This window comes from Paenibacillus lacisediminis (assembly GCF_046567315.2).
In genome coordinates, this window is sequence record NZ_JBKIAX020000023.1 from 47,240 (window position 1) to 65,292 (window position 18,053).

15 protein-coding genes are annotated in these 18,053 nt (G+C 55.1%); 10 read left to right on the top strand and 5 right to left on the bottom strand.

The window, feature by feature from the left end:
• The first annotated feature begins 45 nt into the window (after positions 1–45).
• Both ACLD72_RS28940 and ACLD72_RS28945 read left to right on the top strand, forming a co-directional pair.
• A complete protein-coding gene (locus ACLD72_RS28940; RefSeq protein WP_458476393.1) occupies positions 46–720 on the top strand; it encodes a prepilin peptidase in 675 nt (224 codons plus the stop codon).
• A gap of 13 nt (positions 721–733) precedes the next feature.
• Positions 734–1,024, top strand: coding sequence for a hypothetical protein (locus ACLD72_RS28945; RefSeq protein ID WP_411003623.1), 291 nt, complete (start codon positions 734–736; stop codon positions 1,022–1,024).
• Positions 1,025–1,518: 494 nt separating this feature from the next.
• On the opposite strand, the gene ACLD72_RS28950 is transcribed toward ACLD72_RS28945, so the two are convergent.
• Positions 1,519–2,460, bottom strand: a complete 942-nt coding sequence (locus ACLD72_RS28950) for a helix-turn-helix transcriptional regulator (protein WP_411003622.1) — start codon at positions 2,458–2,460, stop codon at positions 1,519–1,521.
• Between the two features lie 93 nt (positions 2,461–2,553).
• On the opposite strand from ACLD72_RS28950, the gene ACLD72_RS28955 reads away from it, so the two are divergent.
• From ACLD72_RS28955 to ACLD72_RS28965, 3 genes are all read left to right on the top strand, one after another.
• Positions 2,554–4,824, top strand: a complete 2,271-nt coding sequence (locus ACLD72_RS28955; protein ID WP_411003626.1) for an ATP-binding cassette domain-containing protein — start codon at positions 2,554–2,556, stop codon at positions 4,822–4,824.
• A gap of 171 nt (positions 4,825–4,995) precedes the next feature.
• The gene (locus tag ACLD72_RS28960; protein WP_411003621.1) at positions 4,996–5,430 is read left to right on the top strand and encodes an NfeD family protein; all 435 of its coding nucleotides are present in this window, start codon (positions 4,996–4,998) and stop codon (positions 5,428–5,430) included.
• The gene (locus ACLD72_RS28965; RefSeq protein WP_411003620.1) at positions 5,430–6,365 is read left to right on the top strand and encodes an SPFH domain-containing protein; all 936 of its coding nucleotides are present in this window, start codon (positions 5,430–5,432) and stop codon (positions 6,363–6,365) included. Before ACLD72_RS28960 ends, ACLD72_RS28965 begins: the two co-directional genes overlap by 1 nt.
• A 398-nt stretch (positions 6,366–6,763) precedes the next feature.
• Here ACLD72_RS28965 and ACLD72_RS28970 read toward each other — a convergent pair whose 3' ends face one another.
• Together ACLD72_RS28970 and ACLD72_RS28975 are read right to left on the bottom strand one after the other, a co-directional pair.
• Entirely contained in the window at positions 6,764–7,444 is a 681-nt protein-coding gene (locus tag ACLD72_RS28970; protein WP_411003619.1) for a PspA/IM30 family protein, read from the bottom strand.
• Between the two features lie 28 nt (positions 7,445–7,472).
• Entirely contained in the window at positions 7,473–7,697 is a 225-nt protein-coding gene (locus ACLD72_RS28975; protein ID WP_458476397.1) for a PspC domain-containing protein, read from the bottom strand.
• A 413-nt stretch (positions 7,698–8,110) separates the two neighbouring features.
• Between ACLD72_RS28975 and ACLD72_RS28980 the strand changes: the two genes are divergently transcribed.
• From ACLD72_RS28980 to ACLD72_RS28990, 3 genes are all read left to right on the top strand, one after another.
• Positions 8,111–8,665 carry a flavodoxin family protein gene (locus tag ACLD72_RS28980; protein ID WP_411003617.1) on the top strand — a complete coding sequence of 185 codons (555 nt, stop codon included), beginning with the start codon at positions 8,111–8,113 and terminating at the stop codon, positions 8,663–8,665.
• Between the two features lie 467 nt (positions 8,666–9,132).
• The gene (locus tag ACLD72_RS28985; RefSeq protein ID WP_411003625.1) at positions 9,133–9,858 is read left to right on the top strand and encodes a glycerophosphodiester phosphodiesterase; all 726 of its coding nucleotides are present in this window, start codon (positions 9,133–9,135) and stop codon (positions 9,856–9,858) included.
• A gap of 18 nt (positions 9,859–9,876) precedes the next feature.
• The gene (locus ACLD72_RS28990; protein WP_411003616.1) at positions 9,877–11,136 is read left to right on the top strand and encodes an SLC45 family MFS transporter; all 1,260 of its coding nucleotides are present in this window, start codon (positions 9,877–9,879) and stop codon (positions 11,134–11,136) included.
• 544 nt (positions 11,137–11,680) lie between these two features.
• On the opposite strand, the gene ACLD72_RS28995 is transcribed toward ACLD72_RS28990, so the two are convergent.
• Positions 11,681–12,481 carry a YcnI family copper-binding membrane protein gene (locus ACLD72_RS28995; protein WP_458476400.1) on the bottom strand — a complete coding sequence of 267 codons (801 nt, stop codon included), beginning with the start codon at positions 12,479–12,481 and terminating at the stop codon, positions 11,681–11,683.
• A gap of 454 nt (positions 12,482–12,935) precedes the next feature.
• A complete protein-coding gene (locus ACLD72_RS29000; RefSeq protein WP_411003614.1) occupies positions 12,936–14,990 on the bottom strand; it encodes a copper resistance protein CopC in 2,055 nt (684 codons plus the stop codon).
• A 641-nt stretch (positions 14,991–15,631) separates the two neighbouring features.
• Here ACLD72_RS29000 and ACLD72_RS29005 point away from each other — a divergent pair.
• Both ACLD72_RS29005 and qoxA read left to right on the top strand, forming a co-directional pair.
• Complete coding sequence (locus ACLD72_RS29005; RefSeq protein WP_411003613.1) at positions 15,632–16,609, top strand: diaminopimelate dehydrogenase; 978 nt, start codon at positions 15,632–15,634, stop codon at positions 16,607–16,609.
• Positions 16,610–17,070: 461 nt separating this feature from the next.
• Positions 17,071–18,042 (top strand): cytochrome aa3 quinol oxidase subunit II, encoded by a 972-nt coding sequence (gene qoxA / locus ACLD72_RS29010; protein ID WP_411003612.1) that lies wholly within the window; start codon positions 17,071–17,073, stop codon positions 18,040–18,042.
• Positions 18,043–18,053: the final 11 nt, after the last annotated feature.

Sequence of the window (18,053 nt, forward strand, 5' to 3'; positions counted from 1 at the left end):
GTGGGCGGAGGCAGCGCGTGCGGAAGCGGCGTTGGCGGCAGCGGCGTGGGCGGCAGCGGCGTCGGTGGAGGCGTCGCGGGCGAAAGCGGCAGCGCACGCGTGAGCGCTGCGGCAGCGGCCGGCGGCACAGCCCCTGCCGCCGGCGCCGCACCCTCCGGCCGGCTGCGCCGGGCCGGAGACATCGCCGCCGCCTTCGCCGCGGCGGCGATGTTCGCCCTGATGCACCTGCGTTTCGGTGCATCGGGCGCATGGGCGGTCGGGCTGCTGCTGACCGCCCTGGCCGTGCTGATCGCGGTCACCGACCTGACCGCGAGAATCATCCCCAACGGCGCCTTGCTGTGCTTTGGCGCCGCGCTGCTCGCCGCCGTGCCGCTGGCCGGCGGCGGCCCGCTGTGGAGCCATGCGCTGGGCGCGCTTGGCGGCAGCGGCCTGCTGCTGCTTGTCGCTGCCCTCACCCCCGGCCGGGGGATGGGGATGGGCGACGTCAAGCTGCTGGCCGTGTTCGGCTGGGCTGTCGGTTTCCCCGGCGTGCTCCTTGCCTTATTCGTGGCCGCCGTCACCGGCGCCGTAGCGGTGGCGCTGCAGCAGGCCTTTGGCCGCAGGCAGCGCGGTCAAACGTTGGCGTTTGGCCCCTTTCTGGCCTTCGGCACCCTACTCGTGTACTTATATGGCAACGAGATCATTCATTGGTATGCCGCCAACGCCGTCCTTCCCGGGTAGATGAGAAGGTGTTGTGCTTCACCGCGAAGAGGCTGGTTTTCCCGTCAGGGAGCCGGCCTTTATCCGCCTTTATCAGGCTTTATCCGCCTTTACCAGGCTTTATCCGCCTTTATCCGCCTTTATCCGCCTTTATCAGGCTTTATCCGCCTTTTACCAGGCTTTATCCGCCTTTACCAGGCTTTATCCGCCTTTATCAGGCTTTATCCGCCTTTACCAGGCTTTATCCGCCTTTACCAAGCTTTATCCGCCTTTACCAGGCTTTATCCGCCTTTATCAACCTTTATCTGCACTAGCCTTGCATTAACTTTTGAACAAGATAACTCGTAGCCCTAAAACTCCAGATTTCCCGCAAAAGCTCAGGTGATCGAGCCGGAATTTGGGCCCGCCGGAAATCTAACGGTTGTAGCAGCCGCTATTTTGCGAAAAAAGCCCTTTTCTAAATTCTAACGGTTGTGGGCGCCGTTATCTGCCTTAATCTAGGTGAAAATAGCTGGTTTTAAGTGAAATAAGCTCTATGGCAACCGTTAAAAGTTGAAATCAACGTTTTTGGCACAAATAGCGGTTGTGGCAACCGTTAAAATTCGACTAGTGGTTAGAAATGTTATCATGTCAGATGTCAGATTTGATGCAACGTTTGTGCTTTATCCGACTTCCCCCGTCTTACCCGTCTTACCTGTCTTACCTGTCTTACCTGTCTTACCTGTCTTACCTGTCTTACTGTCTTACTGTCTTACTGTCTTACCCGCCTTTGCCTCATCCTTATCCATCTTCATCCTCCTCATCTGCTTTTTTCCACCCTTATCCGTAATGGCGTACCAGCGCACGTGCCCGCTCGCGGATTCGGTCCGCGATTTCGCGCGGCTCCAGCACTTTGGCGTCAGGACCCAACTGGAAAAAATACGCGGCAGTGAACTCCACTTCGCTTTCGTCGATCACGGCATCGATATAGCCGTGGTCCGGATCGGCCGCTGTGATATGCGGTTCCAGCCAGGGCTGGCTGCGGCACTGCCGCATGCCTTCCCGGGTCAGCTCGACATACAGCCGCACCGGCGCTTTCAAAGGCTGTCCGGAGAGCTGCTCCAGCCAGCCTGCCAGACCGACGGGCGGGTCGAACGTTTGCGGCAGGGTTTCCGCAAACAAAAGGCGATCCGTCCGAAACTGGCGGACATCGCCGGTGTTCAGGTCGACGGCGGGCATGTACCAGAAGCCGTCGTAGGCGTATACCCCAAGCGGCCCAACCTCTCTTTCTGTGTCCTCCGTTTTCGAAGCATACCCGATTTTCAGCACCTGCCGGTCTGCAGCCGCCTCGATAATTTCCTTCAAAAACGGTGAAGCGACGCTGCGTTTGCGGCTCCAAATCGCGACTACCGCGTCCAGGCGCTCCACTTTGCGCTTCATGTCGTCAGCCAGGTTCGCGTACAGTTTGCGGGAGACGGATTTCACATTGATGTCAAAGGGCAGCGACGGATAATACTTCAACGTTTGGAACGCGAAAAAGACGGCAAACGCTTCGTCTTCGTCGAACATCACAGGCGGCAGCATCCTGCCGCGGAGCAGGCGGTACCCTCCGGTTCGGCCCGGCTCGGTATAGAGCGGGACGCCCATCTCGCTCAGTTCGCTCAAATAGCGGTGCACCGTCCGCACGGACACCCGGAATTCGTCAGCGACCTCCTGTGCTGTAAAGCTGCGTTTGGCGTTGACATACATGATCAGGTCGAACAAAAGCCTCGTCTTGGACATCCAAGCTCCTCCATTTTCTAAACCATGACAGTTTTTGTCATGGTTTTAATTTATTCTATTTTAAGTGAATCATCCAGAGGAGGGAAAGGAAACATGCATAAAGACGATTTCATTCATGTGTTCGGAGCCAGAGAAAAAAATTTGCGGGACGTTGGCGTCTCCATTCCGAAAAAGCGGATTACGGTGTTTGCCGGCGTATCCGGTTCGGGGAAGTCGGCGCTTGTTTTCGATACGATCGCGGCCGAATCGCAGCGGCAGCTGAACGAAACTTACTCAAGCTTTATCCGCAACCGGCTGCCCCATTACGGACAGCCGGAGGTGGAGGGCATCTCCAATTTGCCGGTATCGATCGTAATCAATCAGAAGCGGCTTGGCGGCAACGCCAGATCGACCGTTGGCACGGCCACGGATATCTACGCGCTGCTGCGTCTGCTGTTTTCCCGGCAAGGCGCCCCCTTCGTCGGTTATTCCGACGTTTTTTCCTTCAACAATCCGCAGGGGATGTGCCCGGAATGCGAAGGGCTGGGCAAGGCGAAGACGATTCTTATCGACCGTTTGATTGACAAGGAAAAATCGCTGAACGAGGGTGCGATCCTGTTCCCCACCTTCCAGCCCGGCGATTTCCGCTGGAAAAGATATACCGCCACCGGACTGTTCGACAACGACAAAAAGCTGAAGGATTACACCGAGGAAGAAATGGATACGCTGCTATACAAAACGGGGTTCAAACCGGCGAATCCGACGAAAGAGTGGCCGCCGACTTCACTGTACGAGGGCGTCGTCCCCCGCATCAAACGGTCTTTCCTGGACAAGGATGGCCGGGATAACGCCCTTTACAAGGAAGCGATCAAACGGATCGCGTCCGAGGGGATATGCCCGGCGTGCCGCGGCGGCAGGCTTAAACCTGACGTGCTGACATGCCGAATCAACGGAAAAAACATTGCGGACTGCGCGAATATGCCGGTCAGCGAGCTGATTGATTTTGTGCGTACTGTCCGCGAACCGCTGGTCCGCACGGTGACCGAGGCGATCATCAAACGGCTGGCCGACATGATCGAGATCGGGCTCGGGTATTTGAGTTTGAACCGGGAAACGTCCAGCCTGTCGGGCGGCGAATCGCAGCGGATCAAACTGGTGCGCCAGCTCGGCAACAGCCTGAGCGATTTGCTTTACATTTTGGATGAGCCCAGCAGCGGTCTGCATCCCCACGATGTCGGCCGGATCAACCGGCTGCTGCGGCAATTAAGGGATAAAGGCAACACCGTGCTGATCGTGGAGCATGACCCGGACGTGATCCGGATCGCCGATCATATCGTGGAAATGGGGCCGGGCGCCGGAATGGGCGGTGGAAGGATCGTCTACGAGGGAGAATTCGGCGGGCTGATGTCGGCCGATACGCTGACCTCCCGGCTGCTGAAGCGCCGGCTTTCATTCAAAAGCGAGGTCCGGAAACCGGCCGGATGGCTGGAAATTCCACGCACGAGCCTCAACAATTTGAAAGAGGTAAGCGTCCGGGTCCCCGCAGGGGTGATGACCGCCGTTACCGGAGTGGCCGGATCGGGCAAAAGCACATTGATCCGCCGTGCGTTTGCGCAGGCCTATCCCGAGGCGATCGTTGTCGATCAAGGGGTTATCGGCGCTTCGAACAGGTCCAATATCGCCACTTATATCGGCATATTCGATACGATCCGGGAGCGGTTTGCCAAGGCGAATCGGGTCAGCCCTTCGCTTTTCAGCTTTAATTCGCAGGGGGCCTGCCCGGCCTGTAAGGGACTCGGAACCATTTACACCGATTTTGCTTTTATGGATACGGTGGCGACCGTTTGCGAAGCTTGCGGGGGGAGACGCTTCAATGAGGAAGTGCTGTCCTACCTGCTGCGCGGCAAAAATATCAGCGACATCATGGCTATGACCGTCGCCGAGGCGCTGTCTTTTTTTCAAGAAAAAGAGATTTTGCCGGCGCTGGAAAGGCTGCGGGAAACCGGGATCGATTACGTTGCGCTGGGACAACCCCTCAGCACTTTGTCGGGCGGAGAACTGCAACGGGTCAAGCTGGCAGCCGAATTGGAGGAAAGAGGCAATATATACGTGCTGGACGAACCGACCACCGGGCTGCATCTGGCGGACGTTGACCGGCTTATCCGCGTGATGAACCGCCTTGCCGATCAGGGTAACACGCTGATCGTTATCGAACATCATCCGGAAGTGATCTGCCAGGCCGATTGGATCATAGATCTGGGTCCCGGCGCGGGGGCGGAGGGAGGAAGGGTGTTGTTCGAAGGCGTGCCCAGGGATATTACGGCTTGCGGCGAATCTTTAACCGGACAATATATCAAGACCGCCGCAGCCCGGGCGGAGGACTAGACTGCGGAAGCGGCACGGCATGTATGACAATTAACCGACAAATTACCTCGAAAAACCGCCAATTTCCCCGATTTTGCGCAAAATTACTAAAAAACCATTCCATTTGTTGATACTTTTTGGTATTGTCGCCGTATATATAATTATAACGCGGAAAGGTGGTGCAACAGGGGGATGGAAATGTGGGCCATTTGGCTGATCGCCGCCGGAGCTTTACTGGTGTTCGAAATGATGACGCTGACATTTTATTTGCTGTGGTTATGTATCGGGGCGCTAGTGGCGGCGATCGTGGCTTGGATAGCCCCCGAGGCTTATGTTTTGCAGGTGGTGGCCGGCTGTCTGGTCGCTTTAGGGTTGACCATATTTACCAAGCCGCTGTCGCGAAAATTTCGCGCATCGAAAGGGTTTAAAGATGTCGGCACCGAACTGGTAGGCAAACAGGGCATCGTCGTGGAACCAATTGAAGAGGGGCAATACGGCATCGTCAAGGTTGGGGGAGACACGTGGAGCGCCAAGTCCGCCCGGCCGATCGGCAAGGATGAGCGCGTGCGGGTGCTGAAGCGCAGCAGTACGATTATCGAGGTAGAACGATGGGAGGAAATTTCTTAATGCCGTGGGTTATTCTTGTAATTATTGTTGTCGTTGTGGTCGTATTTATTTCGCTTACGATCAAAATTGTGCCGCAGCAGCGGGTGGGTGTCGTCGAACGGCTCGGTAAATTCCACCGGTTGTTGACGCCGGGGTTGAACATCCTGATTCCGGTAATTGACCAGGTTCGCCTGTATCATGATTTGCGGATTCAACAGACAAACGTGCCGCCGCAAACCGTGATTACGAAGGACAACGTTCAGGTGGAAATCGATACGATCATTTTCTATCAGGTGGTCGATCCGGAACAAGCTACGTACGGAATTTCCGATTACGTATACGGGGTTCGGAACATCACGACCGCTACGATGCGGCAAATTATCGGTAAGTTGGAGCTTGACGAAACGTTGTCCGGCCGGGAAAAAATTTCGACGGAAATCCGCATTGCGCTGGATGAAGCGACCGAAAAGTGGGGCGTGCGGATCGAGCGCGTCGAAGTAATCGACATCAAGCCGCCGATCGACATTCAGGAAGCGATGGACAAACAAATGAAGGCGGAGCGGAACAAACGGGCGATTGTGCTCGAAGCCGAAGCCGCCAAGCAGGACATGATTTTGCGCGCCGAAGGCGACAAGCAGAGCAAAATCCTCAAGGCGGAAGGCGATAAGGAAGCGCGCATCCGCGAAGCCGAAGGCTTGCGGCAGGCGCAGGAACTGGAAGCGCTGGGGGAAGCGAAGGCGATTCAGGCGGTGGCGGAAGCCGAGAAGGCGCGGATCGAAATGCTCCGCGACGCTGCATTGACGGAAGAGGTGCTGGCTTACCAGTCCTTCGACGCTTTGAAGGAAGTGGCCAAAGGACCGGCGAACAAAGTGTTCATCCCGTCCAATGCGATCGAAACGCTCGGCACCCTGGGCGCGATCGGCGAAGTGTTCAAGTCTGGCAAGGAAGGGAAATAATCTTGTAACGACAACACGAAAAAGCCTGGCAGGCATTCAAGCCTTGCCAGGCTTTTTCTTTTAAGGCAGCACGTTTTGCCTTCCGCTTGTTTCTTTGGTAGTAACGCCGCTCTACTGGATCAACACTGGATCAACATTGGATCAACTGCAAATGTGCATTTGGTTTTTCTGACATACGCCATTTTGGAGCGGTTGAGATGCAAAAGTGCATCTGTTTTGGGACTATGGGATAAAAAAGTATCTTTTAGCCGGAAAGGAACTGCAGTTTTGCATTTGGCGAGCCGTTTTCGGGGAATTTCGACGAAACTCGCATGCCCTTTTGCATTTCACGTCCCGGCTTGTCCAACGCGCAAAAACCGCCCGGGTGATTTCACCGGGCGGTTTTCTATATGAACGGCTCAGGAGTGCCGGGCCGATAGCTGCTGCTTGAGGCGTTCCAGCTCCGCGTTGACGGCGGGGGTAGGAATGCCGGCGTCTGTGCCGGCGGCGGCAGGGGAGGTTCCGTAGCCGGAACCGGAAAGCTGGCTATTTGCTTCCCATTCCAGGATCTTCTCTTCCATGCGCTCGAAGCCGCGGGCCGCCGTGCCGCTTTCAATGCCGTGGCTGATGCTCGGCGGCTGCTCCGCTTTCCGCTCTTGCGCTTTGCGGGCCCGTGCGGCCAACTCGTTGCGCTTCTCTTTCAGGCGGTCGTATTCCGCCTTGCCTTCTTCCAGGCGGAGCTCCAGCTCCTTCACGCGCTCGCGGGCTTCGCCTGCGGCGGCGGCGTATTGCTGCGCCTGCTCCTCGTAGCGGAGCTTCTCCGCGGCGGCGTGCTGCGCCGTAACTTCGTCTCCACTCTCCAGCGCGGTCAGCGCGCGGATTTCGCTTTGCTTGGCCAAATGGGCGATGTCCGCGCTTTTTCTTTCCTGCACGGCAGCGTTCATTTGCTGCTCCTTGATCGTTTTTTCCATGTCGTTCAGATCGTCTTCCAGGTTGCGCAGGTATTGTCCGGTCATGACCACCGGGTCTTCCATTTTGTTTAACACTTCGTGTATGGACGCTTTGGCTAAGTTGGCGATTCTGTCAAAAATGCTGCTCATAATCATCTCTCCTTAAATTAGTTTTCGATTAGTAGTTGGTGAACGGTTCGTCGTATCCGAGCCCGGCAAACGGTTCTCTCGGCACGATCAGGCTGGCGATCAGGTACAGGGCGACGACGGTTCCGACGCTGAAAAAGACTGCGATCAGGGCGACGAGCCGCACGACCGTTGCATCGATCCCCAGCCACTGGGCGATGCCACCGCACAAGCCGCTAATTTGTCTGTCCGTGGAGGAACGGTAAAGTTTTCTCATAAATAACCACTCGCTTTCTTTTATTTGAGGTGATTCAAAAAGTCGGCTGTGGATCACGAAAGCAGTAAGGCTGCAAGCCGGCTTTTTGAACATTAATTTTAAAATCGGGTTAGCGGTTCGTGTTGTTTCCGCTGTTCATGCTTTTATTCTAGCGGGATTTGCGGCTGGACATAACGGGCCTGAGACGGTTTGTGAACTGGACCTTGGTCGGGTTGGTTCCTCGGCGCAAGGTCGGGGATTATATTGCGGGATGAGGGGGATAAGACATCCCTCATTCAGATTTCGCGAAAAAACGCCAGCAATTGCATCTCGATGTCATAAAGATGTAAAACATCGTATAAAAATAGGGTAGGCATTTATTCGTAAAATGAGCGGATAGGCTAAAAAGTAGATTCAGGAAAGGAAGTGCAGGCATGCGCATCGCTGTTTTACAGGGCAGCACCAGGAGTGGGGGCAATACGGAGCAATTAACGAACAAGGTATTAGAGGGGATTCCCTATACGAATATCGTTTTGCGCGCCAAAAAGATCAAACCGATTCACGATCAACGGCATACGGAGGGAGGGTTCGATCCGGTCGACGATGATTATGAAGAGGTGATCCGGGAAGCGCTGGAGCATGACGTGCTGGTTTTTGCCAGCCCGGTGTATTGGTATGGCGTTTCCGGCCTTTTGAAAAACTTCATCGACCGCTGGTCGCAAAGCCTGCGGGATCCGCACTACGATTTCAAAGCGGAGCTAGCAGGCAAAACGGCTTACGCCGTAGTGGTCGGCGGCGACAATCCGCGGATCAAGGCGCTGCCGGTCATCCAACAGCTGCAGTATACGTTCGATTTTGTTGGCATGCCGTTTGCGGGGTATATCATCGGCCAAGGCAGCAAGCCGGGGGACGTGTTAAACGACAAGCGGGCGCTCCGCGACGCTGAGGTGCTGAACGCCGAATTGCGGGCATGGTTGAAGGTGCAATAGGAGGTTGCGGGCAAGGGCGCAACTTAAGTTTGTAAACCGGAGAGCGGCTGCCGATTAGGGGGAGGCGGAGTTCTCCGGTTTTTTCGTCGCTGGTGTTGGCATCGGTACCCTTGGTTCGCATCGTCATTGGAAAAAATCCAATAGATTGACGGAAATCGAACGCTATTTAGAGCTCTCATTGGAAAAAATCCAATAGAATTCGCTCAAACTGACCCTTTAACGCCCCTTCGAGCCGAATCAATTGGAGATTATCCAATCACACTGTCGTATTTTCCACCTAATTTCCAATTCTATTGGATATATCCAATCAGGCCACGCATCTATGCTAAGTTTCCAGCTTCATTGGATATTTCCAATCAGATCGCCACATGGGTGGTCCCATTTTAATATGGGTCTAACATTGCAGGATTATATTGGGAGGATGGACTATAATAATTTTAAGTAAATATCCCAAGGAGGAATCGCCATTGGCCGAGATCATCAATTTTGCGCACCGCGGGGCGGCGGGGCATTGCCCGGAGAACACGATGGCGTCTTTTGCCCGGGCGCTTGAGCTGGGGGCTACCGGAATTGAGACGGATGTGCAAATGACCCGGGACGGACAACTCGTGCTCATACATGACGAATCGCTGCAGCGGACGGCGGGGACGCCGGAGTGGATTAAGGACATCACGCTGGAGGAAGCGAAGCAATGCGAGGTGGGTTCCTGGTTCCACGAGGACTACCTGGGGGAAAGCATCCCGACGCTGGAAGAGCTGCTGGAGCTGGTGCGCGGTACGGATACGATCATCAATCTGGAATTGAAAACAGGCGTGGTGCTTTACCCTGGCATCGAGCAGAAGGTCATTGACGCCGTGCGGCGTTTTGGTCTGGCCGAGCGGACGATCATTTCCAGCTTTAATCATTATTCTTTGGTCGAGTGCAAAAAAATAGCCCCGGACATCCGCACCGGTATTTTATATATGGAAGGGTTGTACGAGCCCTGGGACTACGCGAAGCGGATCGGGGCGGACGCGCTGCATGCGTACCAGTATGCGCTCACGCCGGAGCTGGTTGCGGCCGCCAAGGAGGCCGGGGTCGCTTATCACCCGTTTACGGTGAATGATCCCAAGGTAATGCGCGCGCTGATTCAGGCCGGGGTGGCGGGCATCATTACGGATTATCCCGATGTCCTGGTCGAACTGCTGGGTTAAATAGAGGAGCGTGAGCGGATGAAAAAAACATGGCTGCTGGGTCTGGGCTTTTTCAGCATCAGCTTGACCTGGGCGCTTTATAACGCATTTGTGCCGCTGTTTTTGGACGATTATGTGAAAAGCGCCGCTATGATCGGGTTCATGATGACGATCGACAACTATTTCGCCATCGTGCTGCAGCCATGGATCGGACACCGCAGCGACAAAACGATGACAAAGTTCGGGCGCAGAATGCCTTATCTGCTGATCGGCATGCCGTTTGGCGCCGTGTTCGCGGCTTTGATACCGCTTCATACCGGCTTTGTTACGCTCGTTTTGTTTATGGTGCTGATGAATTTGTCGATGAGCTTGTTTCGTGCCCCGACGGTTGCTTTAATGCCGGACATTACGCCGGAGCATCTGCGGACGAAAGCAAACGGCGTCATCAACTTTATGGGCGGAATCGGTTCGGTGCTCGCTTTTGGCCTCGGCTCCAAGCTGTACGGAATCGGCTCTTACGTTCCTTTTTTGTTTGCCGGGATCGTGATGCTCGGCTGCTTGGTGGTGCTGAAGGCGGTGATCCGGGAGCCGGCGGTTTATGCTTATTTAGGGGCCGGGGGCGGGGACGTATCCGACGTTTCTGCCGTATCCGACGCGGCTGCCTCATCCGACGTATCTGCCTCATCCGCCGAGCCAAAACGCCCGGTGCGGATCAAAGACCAATTGGACAAAACAACCGTCCTGATCCTGGCGGCGATTTTTTTCTGGTTTGTGGCGTATCAAGGCGTGGAAGCGTTGTTTACGCTGTACGGCACAAAACAGCTCGGCATGAGCGACAGTGAGGCTTCGTTTTCGCTGATGTTTTTCTCGCTGGCTTTTCTCGCGTTTGCGCTGCTGAGCGGCTGGTTGGGGGCCAGGTTCGGAAAAAAGACGATCATTTCGCTGGGGGTGGCTGGGCTGTTCGTCATTTTTGGTGCGGTCGTTTTTGTGGAGTCCGTGTTTTGGCTGCGGGCGCTGCTGATCGTCGGGGGGATTTTTTGGGCCTGCATCAACATCAACTCGTATCCATGGGTGGTAGCGACCGGACGGGAGGAGAGCATCGGTACCCGCACGGGAATTTATTATTTCGTCTCGTCGCTGGCTGCCATCACCTCGCCGCCGCTGCTCGGCTGGCTGATCGACGCGTTTGGTTACCCGGCGCTGTTCGTCAGCGCTTCGCTCGGGATGCTGTTGGCGCTACTTTGCCTGCTGGGCGTCAAGTCGGACCGCAAATCCGCCGGGCTGGGGGCCAAGGGATAAGATGCAGATGACGTAAAGTAACGCGGGACTGTACATCGTGCGCATTGCTCTCTGTGTTCACGGAGCCGGTACCGTGCAGGAACATGAATTTGTAGGGTCTGAGAGGGACAGCAACATTTGTAGGGTCTGAGAGGGACAGCAACATTTGTAGGGTCTGAGAGGGACAGCAACGGTTGTCGGCGTGGGTTGGTCAGCGTTTGGTTTGGTCAGCGTAGGCACGATGTTTTTTCAGACGACGGCTGGTCTAACTGCATGCCGCTTGGAATCCAAGGAGTGCTTGCTAACGGACAGGAGCGCCCTTATTTGCCCGAAAAAACGGGGTTTTAAATTCTAACGGACCTGGGCGCTCTTATTTGCCCCAAAATGGCCGAAAACGTACAGTGAAGCGCCAAATAAGGTCGCTGGTGTCCGTTACATTCCGAAAGCCCTCGATTTCGCCGAAATAAAGGCGCTGGTGTCCGTTAGAATGTGTGAATAGAAAACCTCCGCGACTCGCCCGTAATGCACGGGTGCGCTGCCGGAGGTTTTTTGTGATTTGGCCAGGTTAGGCTGATTTACGCGCGGAGCGGAGAGCGAGCCACAGTGCGGCCAGCGAGACGATCAGGGCGGCGATGGACACCACCAAGGTGGCCGTTTCGACCCCGGACGTGCCGGCACTTTGCGCTGCGGCGGGGTTGGCAGCGCCTGCAGTTGCGTTCGCGCCGGAGTTGCCGCTCTGGGTGCCAGCGTTGCCGGCCGCCGCGTTGCCCGCGCCGTTCGTGCCGCCGCCGCTCGCCCCTGTGCCGGCGTCATCTCCGTTCGCGCCCGCTCCGCCAGCTGCGCTGCCTGCGCTGCTACCGCTTGCGTCGTGGCCGTGTCCGGCATCAGCGGTTGCTCCATCGCCAGCCGCTGCACTTATTACCGTCAGCGAATGCGGATAATCGGCGCCCGCGCCGCCGGTCCATTCCACCACGCTGCCGTCGTTGTAATATTGGAAGGCGTCCCAGGCCACTTCGGCCTCTTTATCAGGGTTTTTGGCCACAAAATCGAATTGCTGGAACTCGCCGGGCCCGATTCCGTCGCCCTCGGCGGTCCAGGTGACTGCCGTCACGGCGCCGGCATCGTTTTTGGTCAACTCAACGTCCCAATCCGGAATTGGCCGATATTGCTTGAACTCTACGCCGTCCGATATTTTTAGCGCGACCTTGACCGTAGGGATGTCTTTTTCGACGGGTACCTTGATGGTGTACGTTTGCCAGGCCCCCGGTGCGGATTCTCCGGGATTGACGGTCACATGCGCGCTGGCGACGCCAGCGAAAAGCAAGGTGGCCGCCGCTGAAGCGACAGCGAGCCATAAACGGTTCATGCGTAATGGAAGGGCTCTAAACATGTTAATCCTCTCCTTATTTATTCATTGCATTAATGATTTACTAGTAGAATGATCCGGAAATAATATGGCTTCTCTGCGGACAGGGGCCATGGATCACTTTGTTCTATATTAGTCTTGTGCTCAGTATCGTCCCTATAAAATAGAGGAACTTTAGGGTCTTATTTTCCGAATTTGAGCCTATTCATCACCATAGGGGAACTATTGGGTCTTATTTTCCGATGAACAGGTCGAAAGGCGGCCTTTCGCTACTAAATCGTAAAAATAGCGCCATAAAATTCCTCTATTTCACGCAACATGGGGGATATCGCTGAAATAGCGCCCTTTTTTTCCTTTATGTTGTCACCCGAGATCTTCAATAGACTAATTTTGCCGTTTTCTCAAGTCTTCACTTGCCATCATGCTAACGTTATTTCCAGAATCGTATACTGGATTATTTGCTGCCGACCCGCAGTTCCGTATCGTAGTCCAGGGTGTCCAGCGATTTCAGCAGGATATGGACGTGAACATTCCAACGGCCGCCCATCGTGATGATTCCGTCAGCTTTGGCTTCGGGCGGATCACTGCCAAACTGCTGGCCGGGAAAACCGATTTCTATGGTGCCCATATCCATTTCTTTGGAGGTCAGCTCCAGCGTGACTTGTTCAATATCCCGGCGGGGTTGGCCGTCCGGCCCGGTGATCGCCGCCCGGAACGTGTTGGACCCTACAAGATTGGGCGAGATGCTGATCGTGAGTCGAGATCCGTCCGGGAGCTGGTTCGTCAGCTGGGCCGGGCCGGGATTGGCCGCGGCGGTCGGCAGATTGGCCAACAGCGCCGTCAAAGCGAGAACAACCAAGCCGAGGGCGAATTCCGTCCATACCCCGGCTCCGAGTGGCCGGGAGGGCTTGCGTCCGCGCAGGAAAGCCGACATCCCCAGCGCCAGGCACACCAGGGTCAGCAGTATTTTCCCCAGCAGCACTTTGCCGTAATCCGAATGAAACAGAGCATACCAGGTAGGCACATGAAGCAGGCTTCCGTATACACCGGTAAAGATCAGAACGGCAACGCAGCCTGCGGCCAGCATGGAGAAACGCCGGACCGCACGCCAATAAAGCGTATGTTGCGGCAAATCCGCGGCGGTGGCAGCGGGCGGGGCGCCCGAAGGATCAACCAAGCCGCCAGTGGCCGCGCCCGGGTCCGCCGCTGGCGCCGACGCTCCTGCCGGTTCGGCGCGGGCCTCTGCTGGTGTCGATGTACGTGCCGATTCGGCAAGAGCCACCGCTGGCCCCGGTGTAGGCGCCGGTTCGGCAAGAGCCATCGATGGCGCCGACGCACGTGCCGATTCGGCAAGAGCCACCGCTGGCCCCGGTGTAGGCGCCGATTCGGCAAGAGCCATCGATGGCGCCGACGCACGTGCCGGTTCGGCAAGGGCCTCCGCTGGCGCCGATGTATGCTCCGACTCGGCGCGGGCCTCTGCCCGCAGCGGCTTCGGCCGGGCGACCGCGGCCGGCAGCAAAAACGCCACGGCGCCCACGCCGCCGAGCCAGATCAATCCGGCGGCCAAGTGCAGGAAGTCCACCGTGACGGCGGCGGATTTCACGGAGGCCGTGGCCGCGTGGCCGATAAAAGCCTTGGCGAGCAGCAAACCAAGGCCGGCCGCGAAGGTCAAAGCAAGGAGCAGTCTGCCCGGGCAGGACTTTTTGCTGAAGGCGCGAAGGAGGAGGATGGTCGATGTGAGCAATACGATGAGCAGCACGGCCTGGTACCCCCAAATTTCGCCAAAGCTCGTGTAGGTCAACGTCTCCTGCAGGCTGCCGGGATCAAACGCTTTGCTCCAGCCGCCGCCGGAATCGCTGGCGGTTTGCTGCGGCAAGCTGAGCAGCACGGCGGCCGCGGCTGCAGCAAATCCGAGAAGCAGGGCCGTGCGGCTGCGCCGCTTCAAGCGTTCGGGCAAAGCAACCGAACTTTGTTTCCCGGCGGGCAGCAGCCACAAATGGAACGTAAGAGTGCCCAAATACAAGGTCATGCCACCGTAAAACAGCCAGCGGATCGCCAGCAGGCTCCAGCCGGGAAAGCTGTTCTGAGCGGTGGAGTCGTGTTGGGGAACGCTGCTTGAAGCTCCCTGCCCGATTTGAAAAGAAATTGTCCCGGAGACGGGATGCCCATCGCCGGAGACGACTTTCCACTTAGCCGCATACGCTCCCTCTGGCAGGTCCGGCTTTAGGGCAACGTTCAGCCGGGTAGGCTGTTCCGGATCGAATACAGGCTCGCCCGCGACCTCGCTGACACCGGACGGCCCGATTACCTGTAGCTCATAAAAGCCGGCTTCGATCGGCTCGTTGAATTCAATCCGGACGGAGCTCGGCGCCTGGTCCAGCGTTTCATCCGCCGCGGGCGTCGAGGAAACGACATAGGCATGGGCCAGCACGGCAGGAGGGCGCATGCCCAGCACAACGAAACACACCAACACCATAAGCGCGGCCCATTTGTACCATCGTAATTTCAACTTCACTACCGCCTTTATTGAAATAGTCAATGATAAATTTCACAATAAATATTATTTTACAATGGTTGTTAAAACTTTAGTATGACTACAACGGGCTATATGGGACTAACCTGATCTGAATTTTTGTCGATTGTGTGAAGGTTCAAGCGGGCATTTTTTCCAGCGTGGACAATGGCTAAGCCTTGAAATCAGCGTTTGACAGCCGGCAATTGGAACGACCAAGGTAGCGTCGCCTTCAAAATAGCGGTACTTAATGTACTTATTATCCGAAACCTACCATGTTTATCCCCATTAGCGGCATTTTATGTACTTATTTTCCTAAGAATGGTCCAGAACGCGGGCATTTCCTTGTGGCCCTAAGAAAATAGCGACATAAAATGGCGCTATTTTCTCAACTGGACGGATGTTGCCGTAATAACGACATTTTATGCCCTTATTTTTTCGTCAGAGTTCTCGGGTGACCTGGTGTTGCAAATTTCGGCTTAGGATGAAGGCTTTCTTTCGCCAGGTTGTTTTGTTAAGCGCCGTTTTTGGTTCTAAGCCAGAATATGAAAAAATACTAACTATGCATGTTAAGGATTTAAAATAAGCCAAGGGTAAGCTACAATGGGTAAGAGTCTACATTTGGAGGAGGAAGGCAAGTGACAACGAAGATCAAAGCGGGTATCGTAGGATACGGAAATTTGGGACGGGGCGTGGAACTGGCGCTGAAGCAAAATCCCGATTTCCAGCTGCAAGCTATTTTTTCAAGAAGAAAACCGGATGAGGTGGCAGCGGCCGGCGGCGTCGTACACATTTCCGAAATCGAAAAATATAAAGGCGACATTGACGTGCTCATTCTTTGCGGTGGTTCGGCTACGGATTTGCCGGAGCAGGGGCCGGAGCTGGCGGCCTTGTTCAATACGGTCGACAGCTTTGATACACATGCCAAAATCCCTGAATATTTCGAAAAAGTGAACGCAGCGGCGGCGAAGGCCGGAACGGTTAGCGTGATTTCCACGGGATGGGATCCAGGCTTGTTCTCGCTGAACCGGCTGCTTGCCGAAGCCGTGCTGCCGGAAGGCAAAGAGTACACGTTCTGGGGCAAAGGGGTCAGTCAAGGCCACTCCGATGCGATCCGGCGCGTACCGGGGGTTAAAGATGGCAAGCAATACACGATCCCGGTTGAAGCGGCGGTCGAACGTGTCCGCAAAGGCGAAAATCCGCAGCTGACCACACGCGAAAAGCATTTGCGCGAATGCTACGTTGTTGCCGAAGCAGGAGCCGACCTGGCTAAAATCGAACATGAAATCAAAACGATGCCGAACTATTTTGCCGATTATGACACCACCGTTCATTTCATCAGCGAAGAGGAGCTTAAAGCGAACCATTCCACGATGCCGCACGGGGGCATGGTGCTGAGAAGCGGCCGGACAGGCAAGGACAGCACGCAACTGATCGAGTTTGGCCTGAAGCTGGACAGCAACCCGGAGTTTACGGCCAGCGTATTGGTCGCTTACGCCCGCGCAGTGTACAAGCTGTCGCAAGCCGGGGAGTCGGGGGCGAAAACCGTATTCGATATTCCGTTCGGCCTGCTGTCGCCGAAATCGCCGGAGCAGCTTCGTAAAGAATTACTGTAGTACGTTAAACAAAAAAAGCATCAAAAAATAAAAACAGGCTGTCCTTACGGATCTTGAACGATCTGGAGGGCAGCCTGTTTTGTGGTGACCGAAAATGGACAAAACACGGAAATAATGTGAATAAAATCACGAAATATCAAATCTATTATGACAATTCTGCGAACTATTAGGGAACAAGCCGTCATTGTGAACATTTATCAAAATCGCGTTTTTTGCCTGATTTTCGCCGAAAACGAGCTGTAAAGGAGATTACCTGAGATGTAAAGGAAGAATATCACACTTAAAAATAACAATATTTTACATAAATGACTATGTCTATGAATTGTTATTTACTCTTCCCTTCCCTAACATTAAATTTAGCTGAAAGACAATAGCCATCCCGGTTAATTCGTGATGGCATTCATAATGTTCACAACTTTTACTATGAAGGTTCACAATGAAGAAAGGGGTATCGGTGTCCTATGAAAAGGAAAGGGTTGCTGTTTGTAGTATTTTCAGCCCTTCTTGTGCTGCTGACCGGATGTAATTCGTTAACGGTTTTGAACCCGAAAGGGCCGGTGGCCAAGACCCAATCTGACGTCATTATTTTCTCTATTTTGACGATGGCGTTTATTTTGCTGGTTGTTTATGTTTTGTACATTTACATGCTCTCGAAATACCGCGCCTCCAAGTTGCCCGCGGATTATGAGCCGCCGCATGAGGAAGGCAGCAAATGGCTTGAAATCACCTGGATCACCATCCCGATCATTATCGTTACGGTGCTGTCGGTCGTCACGGTCCGCAGTACGGCTGCCGTTGAAAAGGTGCCGGCAGGCTACGAGGACCAGAAACCGCTCGTCATCTACGCGGCGTCCTCCAACTGGAAATGGCATTTTAGCTATCTGGAGGAAGGCGTTGAAACGGTAAACTACGTAAATATCCCAACGAACCGTCCGGTGGAATTCCGCCTGTATTCGTACGGGCCGATCACAAGCTTCTGGATTCCGCAGCTGGGCGGCCAGAAATACGCGATGAGCGACATGGTCAACAAGCTCAACCTCGTTGCCGAGCATGAGGGCTCCTACATGGGCAAAAACTCCAACTTCTCCGGTGAAGGTTTCGCCCATATGGAGTTCGAAGCTTTGGCGATGTCTCCAACCGATTTCGACAAATGGGTGAAGGACGTGAAAACGACGGAGCCTGCGCTGACGGAAAAGGAATTCGATTCCTTGCTGAACACGGCATTTGTCGGCCGCAAATCGTATTCGTCCACGCATCTGTCGTTCAGACCGGCTCCGGAGGGCGAAAACGCCGGGCATCATCACGGCGGCGAGGGAACGGCGGAGGAAGGCACGACCGGTTCCGAAGAAATGGATCACTCCGATATGGATATGCCCGGCATGGACATGTCGGACATGAACGACTCTACGATGGATCATTCGACGCATAACTAAGGAAGGGAGTA

Bases quoted from the DNA above. Each gene is read 5' to 3' on its own strand.
- qoxA (WP_411003612.1), top strand. From the start codon at position 17,071: ATGAAAAGGAAAGGGTTGCTGTTTGTAGTATTTTCAGCCCTTCTTGTG.
- ACLD72_RS28995 (WP_458476400.1), bottom strand. From the start codon at position 12,481: ATGAACCGTTTATGGCTCGCTGTCGCTTCAGCGGCGGCCACCTTGCTT.
- ACLD72_RS28955 (WP_411003626.1), top strand. From the start codon at position 2,554: ATGCATAAAGACGATTTCATTCATGTGTTCGGAGCCAGAGAAAAAAAT.
- ACLD72_RS28970 (WP_411003619.1), bottom strand. From the start codon at position 7,444: ATGAGCAGCATTTTTGACAGAATCGCCAACTTAGCCAAAGCGTCCATA.
- ACLD72_RS28990 (WP_411003616.1), top strand. From the start codon at position 9,877: ATGAAAAAAACATGGCTGCTGGGTCTGGGCTTTTTCAGCATCAGCTTG.
- ACLD72_RS28980 (WP_411003617.1), top strand. From the start codon at position 8,111: ATGCGCATCGCTGTTTTACAGGGCAGCACCAGGAGTGGGGGCAATACG.
- ACLD72_RS28975 (WP_458476397.1), bottom strand. From the start codon at position 7,697: ATGAGAAAACTTTACCGTTCCTCCACGGACAGACAAATTAGCGGCTTG.
- ACLD72_RS28960 (WP_411003621.1), top strand. From the start codon at position 4,996: ATGGAAATGTGGGCCATTTGGCTGATCGCCGCCGGAGCTTTACTGGTG.
- ACLD72_RS28950 (WP_411003622.1), bottom strand. From the start codon at position 2,460: ATGTCCAAGACGAGGCTTTTGTTCGACCTGATCATGTATGTCAACGCC.
- ACLD72_RS28965 (WP_411003620.1), top strand. From the start codon at position 5,430: ATGCCGTGGGTTATTCTTGTAATTATTGTTGTCGTTGTGGTCGTATTT.